The sequence below is a fragment of the Achromobacter sp. Root565 genome, from assembly GCF_001427425.1.
Classification (GTDB): Bacteria; Pseudomonadota; Gammaproteobacteria; order Burkholderiales; family Burkholderiaceae_B; genus Achromobacter; species Achromobacter spanius_D.
The window spans coordinates 1,006,040-1,029,214 of the sequence record NZ_LMGO01000005.1 but is presented as its reverse complement, the minus strand read 5'-3'; the positions used below and the strand labels follow the sequence as shown (position 1 = coordinate 1,029,214).

Genomic DNA, 23,175 nt, shown 5'->3' with positions numbered 1-23,175 from the left:
GTGGCGCCGAGGCCGCACGATGAGCCTGATCGCCGACCTCACCGCCAGCGTCAATGCCGTACGGCCCGGCCGTACCCGCATGCGCAACTTCGACATGCCGCTCGTGATCGCGGCGTCGACGTTGCTGCTGCTCGGCCTGCTGATGGTGTATTCGGCGTCGATCGCGTTGGCCGACGGTCCGCGCTATGCGTCCTATGGCCGCTATTACTTCGTGATCCGCCACGGTCTCTTTGTAAGCGCGGGCCTGGTTGGCGCCGCCGTGGTGCTGGCGATCCCCATCCGGGTCTGGCAGCGCCTGGCCGTGCCGCTTTTCGTGGTGACGATGGTGTTGCTGGTGGCGGTGCTGATTCCCGGCATCGGCCGCGAAGTCAACGGCGCGCACCGCTGGATCCCGCTGGGGCCGCTGAACTTCCAGCCGTCCGAACTGATGAAGCTTGCCGCCTTGCTGTACGCGGCTGACTACACGGTGCGCAAGCAGGAGCACATGCAGGCCTTTGCCCGCGGCTTCCTGCCGATGGCGTTCGCGCTGGCCGGCGTTGGCATGCTGCTGCTGCTCGAGCCCGACCTGGGCGCGTTCATGGTGATCGTCGCCATCGCCATCGGCATCCTCTTCCTGGGCGGCATCAACGGCAAGTATTTCAGCAGCCTGCTCGCCGTGCTGGTGGGCACGTTCCTGATGCTGATCTGGCTGTCGCCGTGGCGCCGTGCGCGTCTGTTCGCCTACCTGGATCCCTGGAACGAAGACAATGCCTACGGCAGCGCGTACCAGCTTTCGCACTCGCTGATTGCGCTGGGCCGCGGCGAATGGTTCGGCGTGGGCCTGGGCGCCAGCGTCGAAAAACTGCATTACCTGCCCGAGGCGCACACCGACTTCCTGATGGCGGTGGTGGGCGAGGAACTGGGCTTTGCCGGCGTCATGCTGGTAATTTCGCTGTTTGCTCTCATCGTCTATCGCGGTTTTGACATCGGCCGCCAGGCCATCGCCATGGAGCGCACGTTCGCCGGCCTGGTCGCGCACGGCGTGGCCATGTGGTTTGGCGTGCAGTCGTTCATCAACATGGGCGTGTGCCTGGGTTTGCTGCCCACCAAGGGCCTGACGCTGCCGCTGATGAGCTACGGCGGCTCGGGCGTGGTGATGAACCTGTGCGCGCTGGCCATGCTGATCCGGGTCGACGTGGAAAACCGCATCATGATGCGCGGAGGACGGGTATGACCGCCGCCCGCACCATCCTGATCATGGCCGGCGGCACCGGCGGCCACATCATGCCGGGTCTCGCCGTGGCCGATGTGCTGCGCGCGCGCGGCTGGCGCGTGCTGTGGCTGGGCAATCCCGACAAGATGGAAGGCCGCCTCGTGCCGCCGCGCGGCATCGAGCTGGTGCCGCTGCACTTCCAGGGCGTGCGCGGCAAGGGCGCGTCCGCGCTGCTCAAGCTGCCGTTCCTGCTGCTGCGCGCGTTCGCCCAAGCGTGGTCGCGGCTGTCCGACGTGCGCCCCGACGTGGTGCTGGGCATGGGCGGCTACGTGGCGTTCCCGGGCGGCGTGATTGCCGCGCTGCGCGGCACGCCGCTGGTCGTGCATGAACAGAATGCCGTCGCTGGCACCGCCAACAAATGCCTGGCGAAGATGTCGCGCCGCGTGCTGAGCGGATTCCCCGGCGTGCTGCCCAAGGGCGAAGCCATGGGCAATCCGGTGCGCGCCGACCTGTGCGCCTTGCCGGACCCCGCCGAACGCTATGCCAGCCGCAGCGGCCCGCTGCGCGTGCTGGTGGTGGGCGGCAGCCTGGGGGCGCAAGCCTTGAATGCCACCGTGCCGCAGGCGCTTGCGCGTCTGCCGCTTGGCCACCGGCCGACGGTCGTCCACCAGGCCGGTGAACAACATTTGCCGGCGCTGCAGCAGGCGTACGCCCAGGCGGGAGTACAAGCCGACTGCCGCGCCTTCATCGACGACATGGCGGGCGCCATGGCCGACGCCGATCTGCTGATCTGCCGCGCGGGCGCCATGACGGTGTCCGAAGTGGCGGCCGCCGGCGTCGCGGCGCTGTTCGTGCCGTTCCCCCACGCCATCGACGACCACCAGACCGCCAACGCGCGCTTCCTGAGCGATGCGCAGGCCGCCTGGCTGCAGCCGCAGACCGCCATGACGCCCGAGTGGCTGGCGGACTGGCTGAGCCAGCGCACCCGACAAGAACTCGAGGCTGTCGCCGTCCGGGCCCGCGCGCATGCGCGTCCCGACGCGGCCGCCCATATCGCCGACGTCTGTGAACAAGCAGCGGGGCGTTCATCATGAAACACAGAATTCAACATATCCATTTTGTAGGCATCGGCGGTTCGGGCATGAGCGGCATTGCCGAAGTGCTGCTGAACCTGGGCTACGACATCAGCGGTTCCGACCTGAACGAGTCGGCGGTGACGCGCCGCCTGGCCGCGCTGGGCGTGAAGATCGCGATCGGCCATGCCGCCAGCAACGTCACGGGCGCCAGCGCCATCGTCACGTCCACCGCGGTGGCGGGCGACAACCCCGAAGTGATCGCGGCGCGCTCGGCGCGCATCCCGGTGGTGCCGCGCGCCATCATGCTGGCCGAGCTGATGCGCTTGAAGCGCGGCATCGCCGTGGCCGGCACGCACGGCAAGACCACCACGACCAGCCTGGTCGCCAGCGTGCTGGCGGCGGGCGACCTGGATCCCACGTTCGTGATCGGCGGCCGGTTGAATTCGGCGGGCGCCAATGCGCGACTGGGGCAGGGTGACTACATCGTGGTCGAGGCCGACGAGTCGGACGCCTCGTTCCTGAACCTGCTGCCCGTGATGGCCATCGTGACCAATATCGATGCGGATCACATGGACACCTACGGGCACGACGTGGCGCGGCTCAAGAGCGCGTTCATCGAGTTCACGCAGCGCCTGCCGTTCTATGGCAGCGCCGTGCTGTGCTCGGACGACGCGAACGTGCGCGAGATCATGCCGTTCGTGTCGCGTCCCATCACGACCTACGGCCTGAACGAGGACGCGCAGGTGCGGGCGTATGAAGTGCGGCCGGACGGCACGCGCATGCGCTTTAACGTGCAGCGCACCCACCGTGACACGCTGCTGCCGCCCCTGAACGTCGAACTGAATCTGCCCGGCCTGCACAACGTGCGCAACGCGCTGGCCGCGATTGCCGTGGCGACCGAGCTGGGCGTGTCCGACGCCGCCATCTGCGAGGCGCTGGCTTCCTTCAAGGGCGTGGGCCGCCGCTTCACCCAGACAGGCGAATTCCCGGTGCCGGCCAACCATGGCGGCGGCACCTTCACGGTGATCGACGACTACGGCCACCATCCGGTCGAAATGTCGGCAACGCTGGCCGCGGCGCGCGGCGCTTGGCCCGACCGCCGCATCGTGCTGGCCTTCCAGCCGCACCGCTACACGCGGACGCGCGATTGCTTCGAGGATTTCGTGCGCGTGCTGGGCACCGCCGACGCGGTGCTGTTGACCGAGGTCTACGCCGCGGGCGAGCCCCCGCTGGTCGCGGCCGACGGACGCGCGCTGTCGCGGGCACTGCGCGTGGCCGGCAAGGTCGAGCCGGTGTTTGTGGAAGACGTGGCGGAACTGCCGCAGACCGTTGTGGATTTTGTGCGCGATGGCGACGTCGTCATCGTGATGGGGGCGGGTTCGATCAGCAAGGTCCCGGCCCAGGTGGGAGAGCTGGCATGAGCAAGCAATTCGGCAAGGTAGGTGTGTTGTACGGCGGCCGGTCCGCCGAACGTGAAGTCTCGCTCATGTCTGGAAAGGGCGTGCACGAGGCGCTGACCAGCGCCGGCGTGGACGCGCACCTGTTCGACACCGGCGAGCGCAGTCTTGCCGAGCTGGCTGATCAAGGCTTTGACCGCGTGTTCATCGCGCTGCACGGCCGTTACGGCGAAGACGGCACCCTGCAGGGCGCGCTGGAACTGTTGGGCATCCCTTACACCGGCAGCGGCCCGATGGCCTCGGCACTGGCCATGGACAAGACCATGACCAAGCGCATCTGGCTGCAGCACGGCCTGCCCACGCCTGACTTTGAAGTGCTGGACGAGGATACAGAACTGCGCCTGGTTCCGGACCGCCTGCAGTTGCCGCTGATCATCAAGCCGCCGCATGAGGGCTCGACCGTGGGCATCACCAAGGTCGTCGGCTATTCCGACATGAAGGAAGCCTACGCCGCGGCCGCGCAGTACGACAGCGAGGTCCTGGCCGAACAGTTCATCACCGGACGCGAGCTGACCGTGGCCGTGCTGGGCTCGGGCAAGGCGGCGCACGCGCTGCCCGTGATCGAGATCGCGGCGCCAGGCGGCAACTACGACTACGAACACAAGTATTTCTCCGACGACACGCAGTATTTCTGCCCGGCCGCCTTGCCCGCGGACGTCGCTGAAGAAGTCGCGCGGATTGCCGTCAAGGCGTATCAGACCCTGGGCTGCGAAGGCTGGGGCCGCGCCGATTTCATCCTCGATGCCGACAACCGGCCCTGGCTGCTTGAAATGAATACTTCGCCCGGCATGACCGGCCACTCCCTGGTGCCCATGGCTGCGAAGGCTGTGGGGATCAGCTATGCAGAATTGTGCGTGGCCATCCTGTCCGAGGCCTCGTGCAAGGTGCACGGCCACGCCCGCAACGCTTGACCTGGATACTCCGTGTGGAACGACGCTCGTACTACCAACCTGATCGCCAACACGCTCGCCGTGCTGGCGGTTGCCGCCATGCTCATCGCGGGCGTGGTGTGGGTAGCGCAGCGTCCGTATTTCACGCTGTCGGCGATCGAGCTGGAATCAATGCCGGACACCGAGCTGCACTACGTGTCGACGGGCGCCGTGCGCTCGGCGATCGCGGGCCGCGTGAAGGGCAACTTCTTCACGGTGGACCTGGACGACGCGCGAGAGATCTTCGAATCGGTGCCGTGGGTCCGGCATGCCACCGTGCGGCGGATCTGGCCGAACGTGCTGCGCGTGCGCATCGAAGAGCAGCAGCCCCTGGCGCTGTGGAACGAAAACCAGATGATCAACACCTGGGGCGAGGCGTTCACGGCCAACACGGGCGAGGTGGACGACGATACGGTGCTGCCGCAGTTCTCCGGACCCGACGGCACGGAGGCGCTGGTCGTGCAGCGCTATGCCGAATTGGCGCGCTGGTTCGCGCCGCTGGACATGCATGTGGAAAAGTTGGAACTGAGCCCGCGTTACGCCTGGCGCGTCGTGCTTTCCAACGGCATGCTGCTGGACCTTGGCCGCGATCCGGGCGCCGATGCGCCGGACCCGCATGGCCTGCCCGGCGCCTTGCCGTTCGCGGCTCGTATTCAACGCTTTGTGCAGGCGTGGCCCACCGTGGCGGGACGCCTGGAAGGGCGCTCCATCACGCAGGCCGACCTGCGATATCCGAATGGTTTCGCCCTGGCGCTGGCCCCGTTGCCCGCGTCGGAAACCAAATCCAAATCCACACCGAAACCTCCCAAGAAACGCTAACGCCATGACCCGTGACATCAAGGACCTTATCGTCGCCCTCGATATCGGCACCAGCAAGGTGGTGGCTGTGGTGGCTGAAATCCTGCCTGAAGGCCGCTTCGAAGTGCTAGGCCTGGGCCAGCACGAATCGCGCGGCATGCGCAAGGGCGTGGTCGTCAATATCGAGACCACTGTGAATTCCATCCAGCGCGCGCTTGAAGAAGCCGAGCTGATGGCAGATTGCAAGATTCGAGACGTCTACACCGGCATCGCCGGCAGCCATATCCGCAGCTTCAATTCCAGCGGCATGGTCGCCGTGAAGGACAAGGAAGTCACCGCCACCGACGTCGCCCGCGTCATCGAGACCGCCAAGGCGGTGAACATCCCGACCGACCAGCAGGTGCTGCACGTGCTGACGCAGGAGTTCATCGTCGACGGCCAGGAAGACATCCGCGAACCCATCGGGATGAGCGGCCTGCGCCTGGAAGTGCGCGTGCACATCGTGACAGGCGCGGTCAGCGCCGCGCAGAACATCGTCAAGTGCGTGCGCCGCTGCGGCCTGGAAGTGCAGGACCTGATCCTGCAGCCGCTCGCCTCCAGCCTGGCCGTGCTGACGGCTGACGAAAAGGAACTGGGCGTCGTTCTCGTCGATATCGGCGGCGGCACGACCGACGTGGCCATCTTCACCGGCGGCGCAATCCGCCACACCGCCGTGCTGCCCATCGCCGGCGATCAGATTACCAACGACATCGCGGCGATGCTGCGCACGCCCACGCCCGATGCCGAAGAAATCAAGCTGCGCTACGGCGTCGCCAAGCAGGTGCTGGCCAGCCCGGAGGAGTCCGTGGAAGTGCCGGGCCTGGGCGACCGCGGCCCCCGCCAGGTCAAGCGCCAGGCGCTGGGCGCGGTGATCGAGCCGCGCGTCGAAGAACTGTTCACGCTGGTGCAACAGGTGGTGCGCGATTCCGGCTACGAGGACCTGCTGGCTTCCGGCGTGGTCCTGACCGGCGGATCCGCGCAGCTGCCCGGCATGATCGAACTGGCCGAGGACGTGTTCCTCAAGCCGGTTCGCGTGGCGGTGCCCGAGTACGAAGGCAGCCTTGCCGACGTGATGCGCAATCCGCGCTTCTCGACGGTGATGGGGCTGCTGCAGGAAGCGCGCATGCAGCGTGTGCGCGGCCGCAAGGTGGCTGCGCAGACGGGCAACTTCAAGAGCCTGCTTGCGCGCATGAAGGAGTGGTTTATGAATTAAAGGGTGCAGGTTGGGGCCTGCTCCTTGGTGCGAACCGCGGCAGTTTTGCGGGGAGCGCCAGAAAGAGGAGGCGTCTCAAACCCGTGGCGGGCCTATGTAGCCGGCGTCGGCTTTGAGGCGATTCACAAAAGATAGGTTGTCGGGGAATTTTTGTGATTTGCAAAATCGGACTTGTGAGGGAGTCATCATGATGAACTTTGAGATGCTTGAGAACAACACCAAAGGGACCGTAATCAAGGTCGTTGGTGTGGGTGGTGCGGGCGGCAATGCCGTGGCGCACATGATTCGCAGCGGTGTGCACGGGGTGGATTTCATCTGCGCCAATACCGATGCGCAAGCGCTGGCGGCAACCAATGCGCCGGTGCAGATCCGCCTGGGCCGGACCGGCCTTGGCGCGGGCGCCAAGCCCGAGCAGGGACGCGCGTCGGCTGAAACCGCGCGTGAGGAAATCCGTGCCGCGCTGAACGGCGCGCACATGGTCTTCATCACCGCGGGCATGGGCGGCGGCACCGGTACCGGTGCAGGTCCGGTCGTGGCCGAAGTGGCGAAGGAACTGGGCATCCTGACCGTGGGCGTGGTCACCAAGCCTTTCACCTTTGAAGGCAACAAGCGCCTGAAGATGGCCGAGGACGGTATCTCGGAACTGGCCAAGCACGTGCATTCGCTCATCGTGGTGCTCAACGAGAACCTCTATGAACTGATGGACGAGGACGCGACGCAGGAAGACTGCTTCCGTTCGGCCGACGACATCCTGCACAACGCGTGCGCGGGTATCGCCGAAATCATCAACGTCGAAGGCAACGTCAACGTCGACTTCGAAGACGTCAAGACGATCATGGGCGAGCAGGGCCAGGCCATGATGGGCACGGCGTCGGCATCGGGCGCGGATCGCGCACGTGTTGCCGCCGAGCACGCCATTGCTTGCCCGCTGCTGGAAGGCGTGGATCTGAACGGCGCGCGTGGCGTGCTGGTCAACATCACCGCCAGCCGCTCGCTGAAGATGCGCGAAACGCGCGAAATCATGGAAACGATCCGCAGCTACGCTTCGGACGACGCGACCGTGATCTTCGGCACCGCCTACGACGAGTCCATGGGCGAAAACCTGCGTGTCACGGTGGTTGCAACCGGCCTTGGCCGCGCGCAAGCCCGTCCGCAATTGGTGCAGACCACCGCTGAAGTGCTGCGCACCGGCACCGACAACATGCCCATGGGCACGATGCCGGCCGGTCAAGGCGGTGATTACCGCAACCTGGACATGCCGTCTGTCATGCGCAATCCGCGCAGCCAGGCGTCGGCCCAGGTGCGCGCGCTGGAAAGCTCGGGGATGGATCATTTCGACATCCCGGCCTTCCTGCGTAAGCAGGCGGACTGAACCTAGAGCCGGTCAACGGCTCTAACTGCACTCCCTCATCTCCGGCTCGCCTGTCCCCACGGGCGAGCCGGAGGCAGAGCGGTCCGTGTTTCCCTTGCACGTTAAATAAGGGACGGAGGTTTCGGTCGGTCTGAGCGCCAGTTTGAATGGCGGCAAGGATCGGACAGCGTTACAATACTTCGGTTACGCCGGCAATCCGTACTTATCTTGCCGGCTTCCGGGTTCAAAATTCCAAGTCTCATGTTCCGACAGCGCAGCATCCAGAATCTCGTCCGCACGACAGGCGTCGGCGTCCACTCCGGACGGCGGGTAGAGCTCACCCTGCGTCCGGCACAGCCCAACACCGGCATCGTCTTTCACCGTGTGGATCTGCCGCAGGTCGTTGACCTGCCCGCGCAAGCCACGGGCGTGGGCGATACCCGCATGGCGTCCGTGCTGCAGCAGGGCAATGTTCGCGTGTCGACCGTGGAGCATCTCATGTCGGCGTTGGCCGGCCTGGGTATCGACAACCTGCACGTCGACCTCACTGCCGAAGAAGTCCCCATCATGGACGGCAGCGCGGCGACGTTTGTGTACCTGTTGCGCTCGGCGGGCATCGTCGAGCAGAACGCGCCCAAGCAATTCATCCGTGTCCTGAAGCCGGTGGAAGTGCGTGAAGGCGAAGGACGCACCGAGAAATGGGCCCGTCTCGAACCCCATGAAGGGTACGCGCTGGCCTTCTCGATCGACTTTCGCCACCCCGCCATCGACTCCACGGCAAATTTTGCCGAAATCGATTTCGCCACGCATTCGTACGTGCGCGAGATCGCGCGGGCACGCACGTTTGGTTTCGTGAATGAAGTCGAGGCCTTGCGGTCGATGGGCCTGGCCCGCGGCGGCAGCCTGGATAACGCCATCGTCATGGACGAGTACCGTGTGCTGAACAGCGACGGGCTGCGTTACGACGATGAATTCGTCAAGCACAAGATCCTGGACGCCATCGGCGACCTGTACCTGCTGGGCAAACCGCTGGTGGCGCGCTATGTGGCGTGCAAGTCAGGCCACGGCCTGAACAACCAGCTCGCCCGCGCGCTGCTCGAGCAGCGCGACGCCTGGGAAATCGTCACGTACGAATCGCAGGCAGAAGCGCCCCAGGCGTTTCGCCACGAATGGAAGCTGGCCTGACGCCAGGCTTTCCGCTGAACCCGCGCAGGGGCCTGACCCCAATCCCGCGCGGGTTTCGGTTTAGATTCCCGCCTGGGTTTCTACTTTGGGACGACGCTGGCCGTCATCCCCTCGCGCGGTAGTCGCAATCCGGTAGCAAACCATCCGGCCATCGGTCTGAAAAGTTGGTTTCGCGACGTTTCCGGACCCCCGAGTTGCCGGACAAAGCCCGGTTGCTCAGCTACTCTTGTGATGCCTCAAGAGCTTGGCGACAGCATCGGCCAACGGACCCGGCCGCAGATTGTCGTGCAGCGTTTCGAACGCGCCCAATGCCTTGTCGTTCAGGGGCTGCGCCTCTTTGGGAGGGCGCGGCTGACGGGCGCCGGGCTTGGGTAACCCGGCTTGTACCTTGATGGCAATTTCGTTAAGGTTCCAGCCCTGGTCCGCCAGTGACCGCGCGATGCGCGGCGCCAACTGACGCATCTTGGCCGCGTGCGCGGCGGTGGGCACCACCAGATGCAGACACAGGTTTTCCAGCTTGGCGACCTGGCACACAGCACCCAGCGGGGCGGGCAACACCGCCGCCACCGCGTACTGAATTTGCAGATGCTTGCGGGCAGTCGCCAATACACCGGCGCCCCGCATGTCATGACCCAGCCATCCCAGGGCGGTATTTTCACCGCGCCGGCTGGTACTGGAACGTTGACGGTATGAAGCGGGTCTATTCATGCCGGCTTTAAAAGAATTAGGAAGCAAACCTTGAAGATCGTGATTATGCACGCCCGGGACGGGCAGGACGGGCATCTCACCCTGGGCGGCGCGCGACTGGCGTTGTTTCTGGGGGGCGCCTTGATTACCGCGGCCATTTTTGGCGCAGCGCTTCAACGATACATCACTCCCATCCTTCCCGCCGTCCACACGATGGGATGGCCGCTTTCCGAGCAGCCTGGGCGCGACGCCGATTTCCTGCGTGAAAACATGAATCTGCTGGCCTCGAAGGTGGGCGCACTGCAGGCCAAGCTGGTCAGCATTGACGGCCTCGGCCAGCGCGTGGCCAAGGTGGCGGGCGTGGCTTATACCGACCCCGAATTGGCTCAGCAGCTTGCGTCGGCGCAGCCTGAGGCGCCGGCTCACCCCGAAGCCACGCAGGTCATGGACGACCTCTTCACCGACCATCCGCCGCCCAGCGCGGCGTCGGCCGAGGCGTTGGGCCGGCAGCTCGACGAGATCCAGGCACGGCTGTCGCAGCAGACCGACAACCTGAAGCTGCTGGATGCGGCGCTCACCAAGCGTTCGGCGGATCAGGCGCGCATGCCGACCGCCATGCCGATTACCGATTACCCCTATCTGTCGTCTTCGTATGGCTGGCGCCGCAACCCGGTGACGGGCCGCTCGGCCATGCACGAAGGACTGGATTTCGCCGCGCCCTCGGGCACGCCGATCCTGGCCGCGTCCGGCGGCGTGGTGCTCGAGGCCAAGTGGGCCCCCGGCTTTGGCAACATGGTCGAAATCGACCACGGCGACGGCCTGATCACCCGCTATGCCCATGCGTCCTCGTTGCTGGTCAAACAGGGCGATCTGGTTGAGCGCGGTCAGCAGGTGGCGCGCGTGGGCAGTTCCGGCCGATCTACCGGGCCGCACCTGCATTTCGAGGTCCGTCTTGCCGGGCAGCCGCTGGATCCGCGCCTCTTTCTGGGGCCCCAGCCTCAGCACGCGCCGCCCACGGTTGCGCAGGCCGCCGCGCCGTGAACCCTTCGCGGGTTGGCCGGTCAAACCGGCCAACAGTGCTACCCTGGTCATAGGTCCAGGCTATTACGCTCCAGGTGCGTTAAACTGGTTCGTTTCCCAGCGGACCCCCGCTCAACCAATAACATCAAGTCACGGGTGACGCTGCCCCAGGCGCTTTCGGGTGTGGTGTGGCTCGTGCGGCCGACATACGCATGGTTTCTCTGCTCAAAAAACTCATAGGTAGCCGCAACGACCGGCTGCTTAAGCAGTATCGCAAGCTGGTAACCCAGATCAATGGGCTCGAACCCAAGATCTCCGCGCTCTCCGACGCGGAACTGGCGGCCAAGACCGACGAATTCCGATCCCGCCACGCCCAGGGCACGTCCCTGGACGATCTGCTTCCCGAAGCGTTCGCCGTTGTGCGCGAAGCCGGCAAGCGGGTGTTCGGCATGCGGCACTTCGACGTGCAGATGCTGGGCGGCATCGCCCTGCATAACGGCAAGATCGCCGAAATGCGCACGGGTGAAGGCAAGACGCTCATGGCGACGCTGCCCGTCTACCTGAACGCCATCGCTGGCAAGGGTGTGCATGTGGTCACGGTGAACGACTACCTGGCCCGCCGCGATGCCGAATGGATGGGGCGCCTGTACCGGTTCCTGGGCATGTCCACGGGCGTGGTGGTGCCGCAGCAGCCGAACGAGGAAAAGAAGGCCGCGTACGCCGCCGACATCACGTACGGCACCAATAACGAATTCGGTTTCGACTACCTGCGCGACAACATGGAATTCCGTGTTGAGGACCGCCGCCAGCGCGTGCTGTTCTACGCCATCGTCGACGAAGTGGACTCGATCCTGATCGACGAGGCCCGCACGCCGCTGATCATCTCCGGCCAGGCCGAAGACCACACCGAACTCTACGTCCGCATGAACGCGGTGCCGCCGCTGCTCACGCGCATGGCGCACGAGCCCAAGCCGCAAGAGCCGGAACCCGAAGGCGATTACTGGGTCGACGAAAAGAGCCAGCAGGTCTACCTGTCGGAAGCCGGTCACGAACACGCCGAAGGCATTCTTGCCCGTCTGGGCATCCTGCCCGAAGGCGAATCGCTCTACGACCCGCGTCACATCGCGCTGATGCACCACCTGATGGTGGCGCTGCGTGCCAACACCCTGTTCTTCCGCGACCAGCAGTACGTCGTGCAGGACGGTGAAGTGGTGATCGTGGACGAATTCACGGGCCGCCTGATGGTGGGCCGCCGCTGGTCCGATGGTCTGCACCAGGCCGTCGAAGCCAAGGAAGGCGTGAAGATCCAGCACGAGAACCAGACGCTGGCGTCGATCACGTTCCAGAACTACTTCCGCATGTACGAAAAGCTGTCCGGCATGACCGGTACGGCCGACACGGAAGCGTACGAATTCCAGGAAATCTACGGGCTCGAAACGGTCATCATCCCGACCAACAAGCCCATGGTCCGCAAGGATCAGAACGACCAGGTCTTCAAGACCGACGGCGAGAAGTACAACGCCATCCTCGAAGACATCCGCGATTGCCACGAGCGCGGCCAGCCCGTGCTGGTCGGCACCACCAGCATCGAGAACTCCGAGCTGCTGTCCGGCCTGCTGAAGAAGGCCAAGCTGCCGCACGAGGTCCTGAACGCCAAGCAGCACGCCCGCGAAGCCGAGATCGTGGCTGAAGCCGGCAAGCCGGGTCACATCACGATCGCCACCAACATGGCCGGTCGCGGTACCGACATCGTGCTGGGCGGCAGCGTCGACAAGCAGGTCGACCTGATCCGCGCCGACGAATCGCTGTCCGAAGCCGAAAAGACGGCGCGCATCGACAAGATCCGCGCTGAATGGAAGCCGCTGAACGAACAGGTCAAGGCCGCGGGCGGCCTGCGCATCATCGGCACCGAGCGCCATGAATCGCGCCGTATCGACAACCAGCTTCGTGGCCGTGCCGGCCGCCAGGGCGATCCGGGCTCGTCCCGCTTCTACCTGTCGCTGGAAGATTCGCTGATGCGCATCTTCGCGGGCGACCGCGTGCGCGCCATCATGGAACGCCTGAAGCTGCCCGAGGGCGAGCCCATCGAGGCCGGCATGGTCACGCGTTCGATCGAGACCGCGCAGCGCAAGGTGGAAGGCCGCAACTTCGACATCCGCAAGCAATTGCTGGAATACGACGACGTCTCCAACGACCAGCGCAAGGTGCTGTACTCGCAGCGCAATGACGTGCTGGAAGCCTCCAGCGTCGGCGCCACCGTGCAGAACCTGCGCGATGCCGCGGTGACCGATCTGTTCAACACGTACGTGCCGCCGGAATCGGTGGAAGAACAGTGGGACATCCCCGCGCTGCAAAAGGCGCTTGAAGCCGACTGGCACCTGCATCTGCCGCTGACGGAGATGCTGGAAAAGGAACCCAACCTGAACGACGAAGAACTGCGCGAACGCGTGGTTGCGGCGGCGCGCGATGCGTACCAGGCCAAGGTCGACCAGGTGGGCGAGGAATCGTGGTCGCAGTTCGAGCGCTCGATCATGCTGCAGGCGATCGACACGCACTGGCGCGAGCACCTGTCCGCGCTGGATTACCTGCGTCAGGGCATCCATCTGCGCGGCTATGCGCAGAAGAATCCCAAGCAGGAATACAAGCGCGAAGCCTTCGAGCTGTTCTCGGGCATGCTGGAACGCGTCCGCGACGACGTGGTGAAGGTGCTGATGACGGTGCGCGTGCAGTCGTCGGAACAGGTCGAGCAGGCCGAAGCCGAAGCGGCGCAGTCGCATGTGCAGAACGTGCAGTATCACCACTCCGACTACGACGAGGCGCTGGCTTCCGATGCGCAGGAGACGGGTGCGCAACCCGCGCGCAACGCACTGCCCAAGGTCGGCCGCAACGATCCGTGCCCGTGCGGCAGCGGCAAGAAGTACAAGCAGTGCCACGGTAAGTTGGTCTGATAAAAGGGGTTAGCCTTCATGCTGCATTCCGTTGGCCGCACTGAATTCGACCACGCCGTCGTCATGGTGCGCGACCGGCTGGATGCGCTGGCGCCCCATTACGAACGGCAGGGTTTTCATCTCAGCGACAAGGGTGTGCACAACCTGGGGTCGTGCAATCGCCTGATCGTGCTGGAAGGCACGTACGTCGAACTGCTGGGCTGGCCGCCGGGCGCGCCGCCCGCGCGCAAGGAAATTGCCGATTCGCCGTTTGGGCTGGAAGCGCTGGTGTTCCGGACCTATGACGCCGAGGCCACCTACAAGCGGCTGCAGGATGCCGGCTTTGCCGTCAATCCCGTGCAAGAACTGACCCGTCCGGCCATGCTGGACGGTCAGGAAGTCCAAGCCCGTTTCCACACCGTGCGCTTTGCCGAGCAGCCCTTGCCTGGCATCCGCATGTATTTCTGCCGGCACCTGACGCCCGAGTGCGTCTGGTCCCCCGATCTGATGGCGCATCCCAATGGCGCCCGCAGCCTGCAACGCATCGACGCGCGCGCGGCGGACGCCCGTGGCGTGGCCGAGCGTCTGGCGCTGGTCGCCGGGGTGACTGCCGAAGCCGCCAACGGCGGGTGGGACGTGCCGTTGGCGAACCTGCGTATTCACGTCCAGCAGGACGGCACTGCGCAGACGCCGGTCCTGTCCACGCTGACCCTCGAGAATCGCGACGGCGCGCACTACACGCTGGACACTGGGCTGTAGGCCGTCGCCGTCCAACCGTCCCCCGCGACTAGCCCGCCTCTACAGGCGGGCTTTTTCATGCCTGGCGGTTGCTTCCGGATCTGGGATTCCGCCCGGGTAGAACGCCACGCGCTTCGGGCAAACCCGGGTTGCCGCTCAAAGTGTATGCACTTTAGTATGCACTTCATTCCGACTGGAACTTTGCCACAGGCGATCCGGTATGACGCTGTCCCAACCCGCAACTCGACCCGCGACCCAACCCACTCCCCGCGCGGCCCGCACCTCGGCCGGGCAGGCGGAGCTGTATGGCGCCGTCAAGGCCATGGCGGTGCGGTTTGAGTTCAAGCCGGGCGAACGCATCAACGAGGTGGAGCTGGCGCGCCGGCTCAATGTAAGCCGCACACCGCTGCGCGAGGTACTGAACCAGTTGATGGTCGAGGGGTTTCTGACGCGCTCGGTCAACCGCGGCTTCATTGCCCGCCTGCTGGACGCCAAGCAGATCCACAGCCTCTACGAATACCGCGCGGTGCTGGAAGCCGGCATCGTGCGCGCGGCTTGCGAGCGCGCCACCGACGAGGAGCTTGCCAGCCTGCGCGCCTTCGTCGAACGTTCGCGCGACGAGCCCGACGACAGCGATGCGGCCCGGCTGCTGGAACTGGACGAAGCCTTTCACCTGGCGCTGGCCCGCTACTCCCGCAATGACGAATTCGTGCGTGCGCTGGAAAGCGTCAACGCGCGCATTCATTTTGTGCGCTGGATCGACATGCAGCAAGGGCGCCGCAGCCATACGCAAGGCGAACATCTGCGCATCGTGGACGCGCTGCAAAAGCGCGACATCGAGGCCTTGCCCGGCCTCATCAGCGCGCATATCGGCCGGCGGCTGGACCAGATCACCGATGTCATACGCACGGGTTTCTCAACGATTTACATGCGGGACCAGGCCGAACCCGCCACGGCAGTGCCGGCCAACACCACAACAGCAGGGGAAAACTGATGAATAGAACGATCAAGCGGACGCTGGCGGCGGTATGCACGCTGGCCGCGGCCGGGGGCGCCTTTGTCGCCGCGCCGGCAATGGCCGAGGAACGGCCGCTGATACTCGTCGTGCCGTATCCGCCGGGCGGCAGCACGGACATCCTGGCGCGCATTCTGCAGCCGCGCCTGTCGCAGCAGATGGGCGGCCGCGCGGTGGTCGTCGAGAACCGTCCGGGCGCCGCCAGCCAGATCGCCACGGCGTTCGTCGCGCGGGCCGAGCCGGACGGCAACACGCTGCTGGTCAGCTTCGACAACCACGGCATCAATCCGGCCGTGAAGCCCAAGCTGCCGTACGACACGTTCAAGGACTTTGTCGCCATTGGGCAGACGGTGCGCTTTCCGCTGGTGATCGGCGCAAATCCGAGCGTGCCTGGGGACAACCTGAAGGAGTTCCTGGCGGCGGCCGCCAAGCAGCCGCCCAACAAGTTCAACTATGCGTCCACGGGCGTGGGTTCGCTGAACCACCTGGCGCCGGAAGAGCTCAAGCGGCTGTCCAAGGTCGAGCTGTTGCACGTGCCTTACGGCGGCGGCGGACCGGCCATCCAGGCTGTGGTCGGCGGGCAAGCCAACATGACGTGGCTGAGCTTTGCGGCGCTACGCGGCCAGATTCAGGGCGGCAAGATCAAGCCGCTGGCCGTCGCGGGCGAAAAACGCCTGCCCGAGCTGCCCAACGTGCCGACCGTGGCCGAATCGGGCTTCCCGGGCTTCGTCGCCTATTCGTGGAGCGGCATGTTCGCCCCGAAGGGCACGCCCGAAGCCACCGTCAAGAAGCTGACGGCCGATTTCCAGGCGGTGCTGGCCGATCCCGAGATCAAGAAGAAGGTCACGGAAGCCGGCTTCGAGATCGTGGCTTCCGATGGTCCGGCGCTTGATGCGTACGTGAAGTCGGAATACGACCGCTGGAGCGCCTTCATCAAGAGCAGCAAGATCAATCTGGATAACTGAACGGCGTCGGGCCGGGGCGGCTGACCGCCGCCCCGGCCCGGCTCCCGAATTACGTGGAGATGACATGGAACACATGAACGGCGCCGAAGCGATGGTGCGGATGCTGCAACACAACGGCGTCAAACATATCTTTGGCCTGTGCGGCGACACCACCTTGCCGCTTTATGACGCGCTGTACCGCCTGGATCACGGCATGCAGCACATCCTGACGCGCGACGAGCGCAGCGCGGCCTACATGGCCGACGCCTATGCCCGCGTGACCGGCAAGGTCGGCGTGTGCGAAGGCCCGAGCGGCGGCGGTGCGACCTATCTGCTGCCCGGCCTGGTCGAAGCCAACGAATCGTCGATTCCCGTGCTGGGCATCACGTCGGACGTGGCCGTCGGCTCGCGCGGCAAGTATCCGCTGACCGAACTGGACCAGGAGGCGCTCTACCGCCCGCTGACCAAGTGGAACCGCACGATCGACCGCGCGGACCAGATCCCCGGCATGGTGCGCGCGGCCTTCCGCGCCATGACGACCGGCAAGCCCGGCTCGGCGCACCTGTGCTTTCCCTATGACGTGATGAAGCAGGAAGTGGATGCGTCCGACGTGTGGGCGCAGCCGGAGCACAGCAGCTTCCCGGCCATGCGCTTCGCGCCGGATCCCGCCGACGTGGCGCGCGCCGCGCAACGCCTGGTGGCGGCGCGCTCGCCGGTGATCATCTGCGGCGGCGGTGTCGTCATCGCCGGCGCCTGCGGCGCGCTGCAGGAAGTCGCCGAGGCCCTGAAGGCTGCGGTGTGCGTGACGGTGAGCGGGCAGGGCAGCCTGGCCGACACCCATCCGCTGAACGCGGGCGTGGTCGGGTCGAACGGCGGCGTGATGGCCACGCGCGATGTGGTCGCGGCTGCCGACGTGGTGCTCTTCGTGGGTTGCCGCGCTGGGTCGACCTCGACCGAGCACTGGCGCTTCCCGAACCGCAACGTGCCGATCCTGCACATCGACATCGACCCGATGGTGATCGGCGCCAACTACCTGACCGAAGTGGGTCTGGTGGGCGATGCCAAGCTGGCGCTCGAAGCGTTGTCCGCCGAAGTGCAGGCGCGCATCAAGCACCGGCCCTCCGACGCGGCCGACGGTGCGGTGCTGGCCGGACGCGCCAAGGAAGCGCGCCGCGCGCAGCTTGAGCCGCTGGCCGCCAGCCTGGATGCGCCCATCCGCCCCGAGCGCGTGGTGCAGTCGCTGAACCGCCTGCTGCCTGACGACGCGGTGGTCTGCGCGGACCCGGGCACGCCGTGCCCGTACTTTTCGGCCTATTACGACGTCTCGCGTCCTGGCCGCCACTTCATCACCAACCGCGCCCACGGCGCGCTGGGCTTTTCGATGTCGGCGGCGCTGGGCGCCTGGGTCGGCCGTCCGCAATCGAAGTGCGTGTCGGTGATGGGCGACGGCAGCTTCGGCTTCACGGTGGGCGAGCTGGAAACCATCGTGCGCCACAAGGCGCCGCTGCTGATGGTGGTGTTCTCGAACTCGGTCTATGGCTGGATCAAGGCCAGCCAGAAAGCCGGCTACGACAAGCGCTACTACAGCGTGGACTTCAACCGCACCGACCATGCGCGCATCGCCGAAGCCTATGGCGTGAAGGCGTGGCGCGTCGAGGACCCGTCCAAGCTGGACGCCGCGATCAAGGCCGCCATGGAGCACGATGGCCCCGCGCTGATCGACGTGATCGCGCAGCCGCTGCAGGACACCGCCGCGCCCGTGAGCCAATGGATGGGCTGATGCGGTAACCGCGTCGCGCTGCATAGCCGATGGGGCCCTTCGCGGGGCCCCATTTTTATTGGCCGGACGGATCAGAAAAAAATTCCCTGGTGGCGGGCGCGCTCCTATACTGGACCGCTTCGGCGCGGCGGTCCGCGGAGGTCCGGCGCCATCAACGCGACAGCAGAGAGGGCAGGCATGGACCTGGGGATCAGCGGCAGGAAGGCATTGGTGTTTGGCGGCAGCCGCGGCATGGGGCGCGCCTGCGCCCTGCAGCTTGCGCGCGAGGGCGTGGCGGTGACCATCGCGGCGCGCAACCCGCAGACGCTTGAGCAGGCCGCCGCCGAGATATCGCGCGAAACCGGCATCGGCGTGGGCTGGGTGTCGGCCGACCTGACGCTGCCGCAGGGACGCGACGCGGCCATCGCCGCCTGTCCGCATCCCGACATCCTCATCAACAACGCCGACGGCCCGCTGCCGGGCGACTTCCGCGACTGGTCGCGCGATGAGTGGATCGCCGCGCTCGACGCCATGATGCTGGGACCGATCGACATGATCCGCCGCGTGGTGGACGGCATGGTCGAGCGCCGGTTCGGCCGTATCGTCAATATCGTGTCGCGCAGCGTGAAGGCGCCGCATGCCGAGCTGGGGCTGTCCAACGGCGCGCGCTCGGGCCTGATCGGCTTCGTGGGCGGCCTGGCGCGCCAGACGGTGCGGCACAACGTCACCATCAACAATCTGCTGCCCGGCGCTTTCGCCACCGATGCGCAGACCCGGCACATCCAGGGCATGGTGGAGCAGGGCGGCAAGACGTTCGAGCAGCTGTGGGACGAACGGGCGCGCAGCAATCCCGCCGGCCGGTATGGCCAGCCCGAGGAACTGGGCGCGCTGTGCGCGTATGTCTGCTCGGCACACTCGGGTTACATGACGGGGCAGAGCCTGCTGATCGACGGCGGCGGCTACCCCGGGACCTATTGATGGCGTCAAGACATCCCATGGACCAGACGGACCTGAAGATACTCGCGCTGCTGCAAAAGGACGCGACCTGCTCGGTCGCGGAAGTGGCCGAACAGGTGAACCTTTCCGTGACGCCGTGCTGGCGCCGGATCCAGAAGCTCAAGGACGACGGCGTCATCGCGCGCAACGCCATCCTGCTTGATCCCCGCGCGCTGGGCCTGAACCTGACGGTGTTCGTGTCCATCCGCACCAGCCAGCACAACGAGAAATGGACGCAAAGCCTGATCAATGCCGTGATGGCCTTGCCCAACGTGGTCGAGTTCCATCGCATGGCGGGCGACGTGGACTACCTGCTGAAGGTGGTGGTCGAGGACATGGCAGCCTATGACCGCTTCTATCGCCGGCTGATCGGCGCGGTGGACCTGCTGGACGTCAGCGCCAGCTTCTCGATGGAAGTCATCAAAAGCACCACGGAATTGCCGCTGGGCGCGGTGTAGCCGCGGGACGCGCAAATTTTTTCCTGAGTCCCCCTCCGCCGCGGATGCAAATTTCTTTCTGCGTGTTGCGCGGGCCCAATCTGGCAATGCTTTTGCGCGGGGCGCGGCGTAGGATATCGCTCACTCCAGTCTTGGAGTGAATTGGGATATCAGAGGACCCTATGTCGTTGGCAGTGCCCGCCGGCTGCGCCGGATTGCAAGAATCGCGGCAAGCAGCATCGGTGGATGACCTCCTTGCCGGCTGGAACGGCGCCGACGACCTGTGGGTGTTCGCCTACGGTTCCCTGATCTGGCATCCCGGCTTTGCCTGGCGCGAGCGGCGCCTGGCCACCGTGCGGGGCTATCACCGGTCGCTGTGCCTGTGGTCGCATGACCACCGCGGGTCGCCCGACAATCCCGGCCTGGTGTTCGGACTGGATCGCGGCGGCTGTTGCCGCGGCGTGGCTTTCCAGATCGCGGCCAGCGACGTGCCGCAAGTCTTTGAAGCCTTATGGCGCCGGGAGATGGTCACGGGTGCCTACCGTCCGCGCTGGCTGACCTGCCACACCGACGCCGCGCCGGTGCGCGGACTGGTATTCCTGTTGAATCGCACCTGCCGCGAGTACGCGGCCGATCTCTGCGACGACCGCCTGCTGACGTCCGTGCGCAATGCGGTCGGGCATTCCGGACCTTGCCTGGACTACGTGGTGGAAACGGCGCGCGCGCTGCGTGCGCATGGCATCGACGACTGGCGGCTGGGCGATCTGGTGCGCAAGCTGGGACACGCGTTCTGACGCGTGTCAGAAATGCCAGCGGCCGAACATGAACAGCACGTTTCCCGCGCCGCTTGAGCCCGGGATGTACGTCGCGTAAAGCATGGCGTCCTTGTAGCCCGCGCTGACCAGCGGCAGGATGCCGGGAAACGGCACGTAGCTCATGATGTCGTGGCGCGCGGTGAGGAATACCGTGTAGCCCGCGCCGAGCCGGAAGTTGTCGCTGACCTGGCCGATCTTCAGAAAGCCATAGCCGGCGATGGGCTGCACCTTGGAGTGCGAGTCCAGAAACGCCATGGCGTACAGGCCCTGCCAGTCGCCGTCCTCGTCGTAGATGCTGCGCCCGTACCCGCCGCCCCAGGCAAGTTCGCGGAAGCTGTCGATCTTGTCGGCGCTGTATTTGGCGCGGTTGTGCCAGGCCCACCCGCTGACATACAGGTCGTTGCCGCCATCGGTCCAGATCTGGTCGATGCGGTTGCACGCCGACTGCGCCCACGAGGGCATGCCGTCGCAGGCGTGGGCGGAAACGGTGAAAACGGACAACAGCAGGCAAAGCAGCGCGGCGCGGATTCTGGCGGTCATTGCGGCCCCAGGTAAAGATGACAGATCCGTTACTGTAACGGAGTGGGTGTCATCTTCCCTGTCAGCGGGCTGTCACCTGCGGGGCGGCACGGGCTGATTCAGCCCGATGCGGCGTTGGGATGTGGCGGGGGCGCTACAGCAGAAAGATCGTGGCCAGGCCCAGGAAGATGAAGAAGCCAAGCGAATCGGTGGCGAACGTGAGCAGCACCGACGAACCCATCGCCGGGTCCTTGCCGAAGCGTGCGCGCACCATGGGCACCAGCACGCCGACCGAGGCGCCGACCAGCATGTTGCAGACCATGGCGGCCATCATCACCAGTGCGATGGACAGCGAACGCGAGATCACCCATGCGAACAGGGCGGCCACGAGGCTGCCGCACAGACCCACCAGCAAGGTCACGAACAGCTCGCGCTTGACGAGTTGCCACAGGTTGCGACCGGTGATCCGGCCCATGGCCAGCGCCCGGATGATGAGCGTCATGGTCTGGTTGCCGGAGTTGCCGCCGATGCCGGCCACGATCGACATCAGGAACGCCAGGATGACGATTTGGCTAACCGTACCCTCGAACTGCGATGCCACGAACGAGGCCGTGGCGGCGGTACAGAGGTTGAACAGCAGCCACGGCGCGCGGTTGCGCAGCGCGGTGCTGACCGGCGCAAAGATGTCTTCTTCCTGCAGACCGGCGCGCGACAGCGCCTGCTCTTGCGAGTCTTCGCGCATCACGTCCACGACGTCGGCGATGGTGACGCGGCCGATCAGCCGGCCCTGGTCGTCCATCACGGGGGCGGAAACCAGGTCGTAACGCTCGAAGGCGCCGGCGGCGTCCGCGTCGGAGTCCAGCGGGTTCAGCGTCAGGAAGTCGGAATTCATGACCGCCCGAACTTCGGTTTCGGGCTCGCTGACCAACAGGCGCGACAAGGGCAGGATGCCCTGCAGCTTGTCCTGGCGGTCCACGACGAAGATCTGGTCGGTGTGGTCGGGCAGTTCGTGCAGCCGACGCAGGTAGCGCAGCACGACCTCGAGCGTGACGTCCTCGCGCACGCGCACCATCTCGAAGTCCATGATGGCGCCCACGCTGTCTTCCGGGTAGCCCATGGCTTCCAGGAGCTGCGCGCGCTCTTCTTCGGTCAGGCCCTTTTGCACTTCGGCCACCACGTCGGGCGGCAGGTCGGGCGCCAGGTCGGCGAGCTCGTCCGCGTCCATGCTTTCGGTCGCGGCGACGAGATCCTTCCGGTCCATCGCTTCGATCAGCGATTCGCGGACCCAGTCTTCGACTTCGAGCAGAACGTCCGCGTCGTGCTCAGGGCTGACCAGCTTCCAGATCGCCTGGCGCTCGTCCTTGGGCAGCGATTCAAGAATGAAGGCGATGTCGGCCGGATGCAGGTTGTCGACAAGCGTCTTGAGCTCGGCCTCGTGTTGGCGATGCACCAGGTCTTCGACCAGGGGGGCCTTGGCGTCGCCTTCTTCCTGGCGGTGAACCAGGCTTTCGACGAGCTGCTGGCGCCGCAGGCGCTCCTGGACCTCCGCGAGAGCGGTCTGGGCGTCTTCCGGGTCGAGGCGGCGGGGCGTCGCGGGCGGTTTCTGCGCGGCGGCGGACTGCGTCATGCGTTACGGCTCAAAGTGTGGGAAGAGGGCGGCTGCGCCGCGCTTCGTCGGTGGCGACATACGTCAGCGTGGCCTCGGTGACCTTGACGACTTCGGCGTCCAGCCGCTGGCGTTCCGCGTAGACCTCTACGGAGACCGTGATGGACGTGGTGCCGGTCTTGACGATGGCGGCGTAGAAGCTGAGCAGGTCGCCCACGAACACGGGCTCTTTGAACTGGAAGGCATTGACCGCCACGGTCGCCACGCGGCCGGCGGCACGGCGGGCGGCGGGGATGGACCCGGCGATGTCGACCTGAGCCATGATCCAGCCGCCAAAAACGTCCCCGTGGATGTTCGCATCGGCCGGCATCGGCATGACGCGCAACACCGCGTCGCGATGGGCAGGCAGAGTCGTAAACGGGGTTTTGGTGCTGGAGGTCATGCGGCCGACTCCAATGCTAGAGAACCAGCC

At 65.7% G+C, this 23,175-nt stretch carries 21 protein-coding genes; 17 read left to right on the top strand and 4 right to left on the bottom strand.

The genetic code is table 11. From position 1 onward, the window contains the following. Positions 1-19: 19 nt before the first annotated feature. From ftsW to lpxC, 8 genes are all read left to right on the top strand, one after another. On the top strand, positions 20-1,213 hold the full coding sequence (ftsW, locus tag ASD71_RS21320; RefSeq protein ID WP_056569306.1) for a putative lipid II flippase FtsW: 1,194 nt from the start codon (positions 20-22) through the stop codon (positions 1,211-1,213). Next, positions 1,210-2,286, top strand: coding sequence for an undecaprenyldiphospho-muramoylpentapeptide beta-N-acetylglucosaminyltransferase (gene murG, locus ASD71_RS21315; RefSeq protein ID WP_056569303.1), 1,077 nt, complete (start codon positions 1,210-1,212; stop codon positions 2,284-2,286). The genes ftsW and murG overlap by 4 nt, the downstream gene beginning before the upstream one ends. Continuing rightward, complete coding sequence (gene murC / locus ASD71_RS21310) at positions 2,283-3,689, top strand: UDP-N-acetylmuramate--L-alanine ligase (RefSeq protein WP_056569300.1); 1,407 nt, start codon at positions 2,283-2,285, stop codon at positions 3,687-3,689. The genes murG and murC overlap by 4 nt, the downstream gene beginning before the upstream one ends. Beyond that, positions 3,686-4,636, top strand: a complete 951-nt coding sequence (locus tag ASD71_RS21305) for a D-alanine--D-alanine ligase (protein WP_056569297.1) — start codon at positions 3,686-3,688, stop codon at positions 4,634-4,636. Before murC ends, ASD71_RS21305 begins: the two co-directional genes overlap by 4 nt. 12 nt (positions 4,637-4,648) lie before the next feature. After that, a complete protein-coding gene (locus ASD71_RS21300) occupies positions 4,649-5,473 on the top strand; it encodes a cell division protein FtsQ/DivIB (protein WP_056569294.1) in 825 nt (274 codons plus the stop codon). 4 nt (positions 5,474-5,477) lie between these two features. After that, positions 5,478-6,704 carry a cell division protein FtsA gene (gene ftsA, locus ASD71_RS21295; RefSeq protein WP_056569291.1) on the top strand — a complete coding sequence of 409 codons (1,227 nt, stop codon included), beginning with the start codon at positions 5,478-5,480 and terminating at the stop codon, positions 6,702-6,704. Between the two features lie 187 nt (positions 6,705-6,891). Further along, entirely contained in the window at positions 6,892-8,076 is a 1,185-nt protein-coding gene (gene ftsZ, locus ASD71_RS21290) for a cell division protein FtsZ (RefSeq protein WP_008160099.1), read from the top strand. A gap of 240 nt (positions 8,077-8,316) precedes the next feature. Next, positions 8,317-9,240, top strand: coding sequence for a UDP-3-O-acyl-N-acetylglucosamine deacetylase (lpxC, locus tag ASD71_RS21285; RefSeq protein WP_056569288.1), 924 nt, complete (start codon positions 8,317-8,319; stop codon positions 9,238-9,240). A 216-nt stretch (positions 9,241-9,456) separates the two neighbouring features. Here the strand turns inward: lpxC and ASD71_RS21280 are convergent, their stop codons facing one another. After that, positions 9,457-9,864: a DciA family protein gene (locus ASD71_RS21280; protein WP_082579009.1), complete on the bottom strand. Its 408-nt coding sequence runs from the start codon at positions 9,862-9,864 to the stop codon at positions 9,457-9,459. A gap of 129 nt (positions 9,865-9,993) precedes the next feature. Between ASD71_RS21280 and ASD71_RS21275 the strand changes: the two genes are divergently transcribed. The 9 genes from ASD71_RS21275 to ASD71_RS21235 all read left to right on the top strand — a co-directional run bounded on the left by ASD71_RS21275 (position 9,994) and on the right by ASD71_RS21235 (position 20,557). Then, complete coding sequence (locus ASD71_RS21275) at positions 9,994-10,968, top strand: M23 family metallopeptidase (protein WP_056569545.1); 975 nt, start codon at positions 9,994-9,996, stop codon at positions 10,966-10,968. A gap of 191 nt (positions 10,969-11,159) precedes the next feature. Beyond that, positions 11,160-13,895 carry a preprotein translocase subunit SecA gene (gene secA / locus ASD71_RS21270; protein WP_056569282.1) on the top strand — a complete coding sequence of 912 codons (2,736 nt, stop codon included), beginning with the start codon at positions 11,160-11,162 and terminating at the stop codon, positions 13,893-13,895. A gap of 18 nt (positions 13,896-13,913) precedes the next feature. Then, the gene (locus tag ASD71_RS21265) at positions 13,914-14,633 is read left to right on the top strand and encodes a VOC family protein (RefSeq protein ID WP_056569279.1); all 720 of its coding nucleotides are present in this window, start codon (positions 13,914-13,916) and stop codon (positions 14,631-14,633) included. Between the two features lie 199 nt (positions 14,634-14,832). Beyond that, the gene (locus tag ASD71_RS21260) at positions 14,833-15,606 is read left to right on the top strand and encodes a GntR family transcriptional regulator (protein WP_056569276.1); all 774 of its coding nucleotides are present in this window, start codon (positions 14,833-14,835) and stop codon (positions 15,604-15,606) included. Beyond that, complete coding sequence (locus ASD71_RS21255) at positions 15,606-16,592, top strand: tripartite tricarboxylate transporter substrate binding protein (protein WP_056569273.1); 987 nt, start codon at positions 15,606-15,608, stop codon at positions 16,590-16,592. Before ASD71_RS21260 ends, ASD71_RS21255 begins: the two co-directional genes overlap by 1 nt. 64 nt (positions 16,593-16,656) lie before the next feature. Beyond that, entirely contained in the window at positions 16,657-18,351 is a 1,695-nt protein-coding gene (locus ASD71_RS21250; RefSeq protein ID WP_056569270.1) for a thiamine pyrophosphate-binding protein, read from the top strand. 177 nt (positions 18,352-18,528) lie between these two features. Beyond that, the gene (locus tag ASD71_RS21245; RefSeq protein WP_056569267.1) at positions 18,529-19,308 is read left to right on the top strand and encodes an SDR family oxidoreductase; all 780 of its coding nucleotides are present in this window, start codon (positions 18,529-18,531) and stop codon (positions 19,306-19,308) included. Between the two features lie 17 nt (positions 19,309-19,325). Further along, complete coding sequence (locus ASD71_RS21240; RefSeq protein ID WP_056569264.1) at positions 19,326-19,784, top strand: Lrp/AsnC family transcriptional regulator; 459 nt, start codon at positions 19,326-19,328, stop codon at positions 19,782-19,784. A 161-nt stretch (positions 19,785-19,945) separates the two neighbouring features. Next, a complete protein-coding gene (locus ASD71_RS21235) occupies positions 19,946-20,557 on the top strand; it encodes a gamma-glutamylcyclotransferase (protein ID WP_056569262.1) in 612 nt (203 codons plus the stop codon). Positions 20,558-20,563: 6 nt separating this feature from the next. Here the strand turns inward: ASD71_RS21235 and pagP are convergent, their stop codons facing one another. From pagP to ASD71_RS21220, 3 genes are all read right to left on the bottom strand, one after another. Then, positions 20,564-21,118 (bottom strand): lipid IV(A) palmitoyltransferase PagP, encoded by a 555-nt coding sequence (gene pagP / locus ASD71_RS21230; RefSeq protein WP_056569259.1) that lies wholly within the window; start codon positions 21,116-21,118, stop codon positions 20,564-20,566. Positions 21,119-21,251: 133 nt separating this feature from the next. Beyond that, entirely contained in the window at positions 21,252-22,724 is a 1,473-nt protein-coding gene (gene mgtE, locus ASD71_RS21225) for a magnesium transporter (RefSeq protein WP_056569256.1), read from the bottom strand. A gap of 10 nt (positions 22,725-22,734) precedes the next feature. Further along, complete coding sequence (locus ASD71_RS21220) at positions 22,735-23,145, bottom strand: acyl-CoA thioesterase (RefSeq protein WP_056569253.1); 411 nt, start codon at positions 23,143-23,145, stop codon at positions 22,735-22,737. Positions 23,146-23,175: the final 30 nt, after the last annotated feature.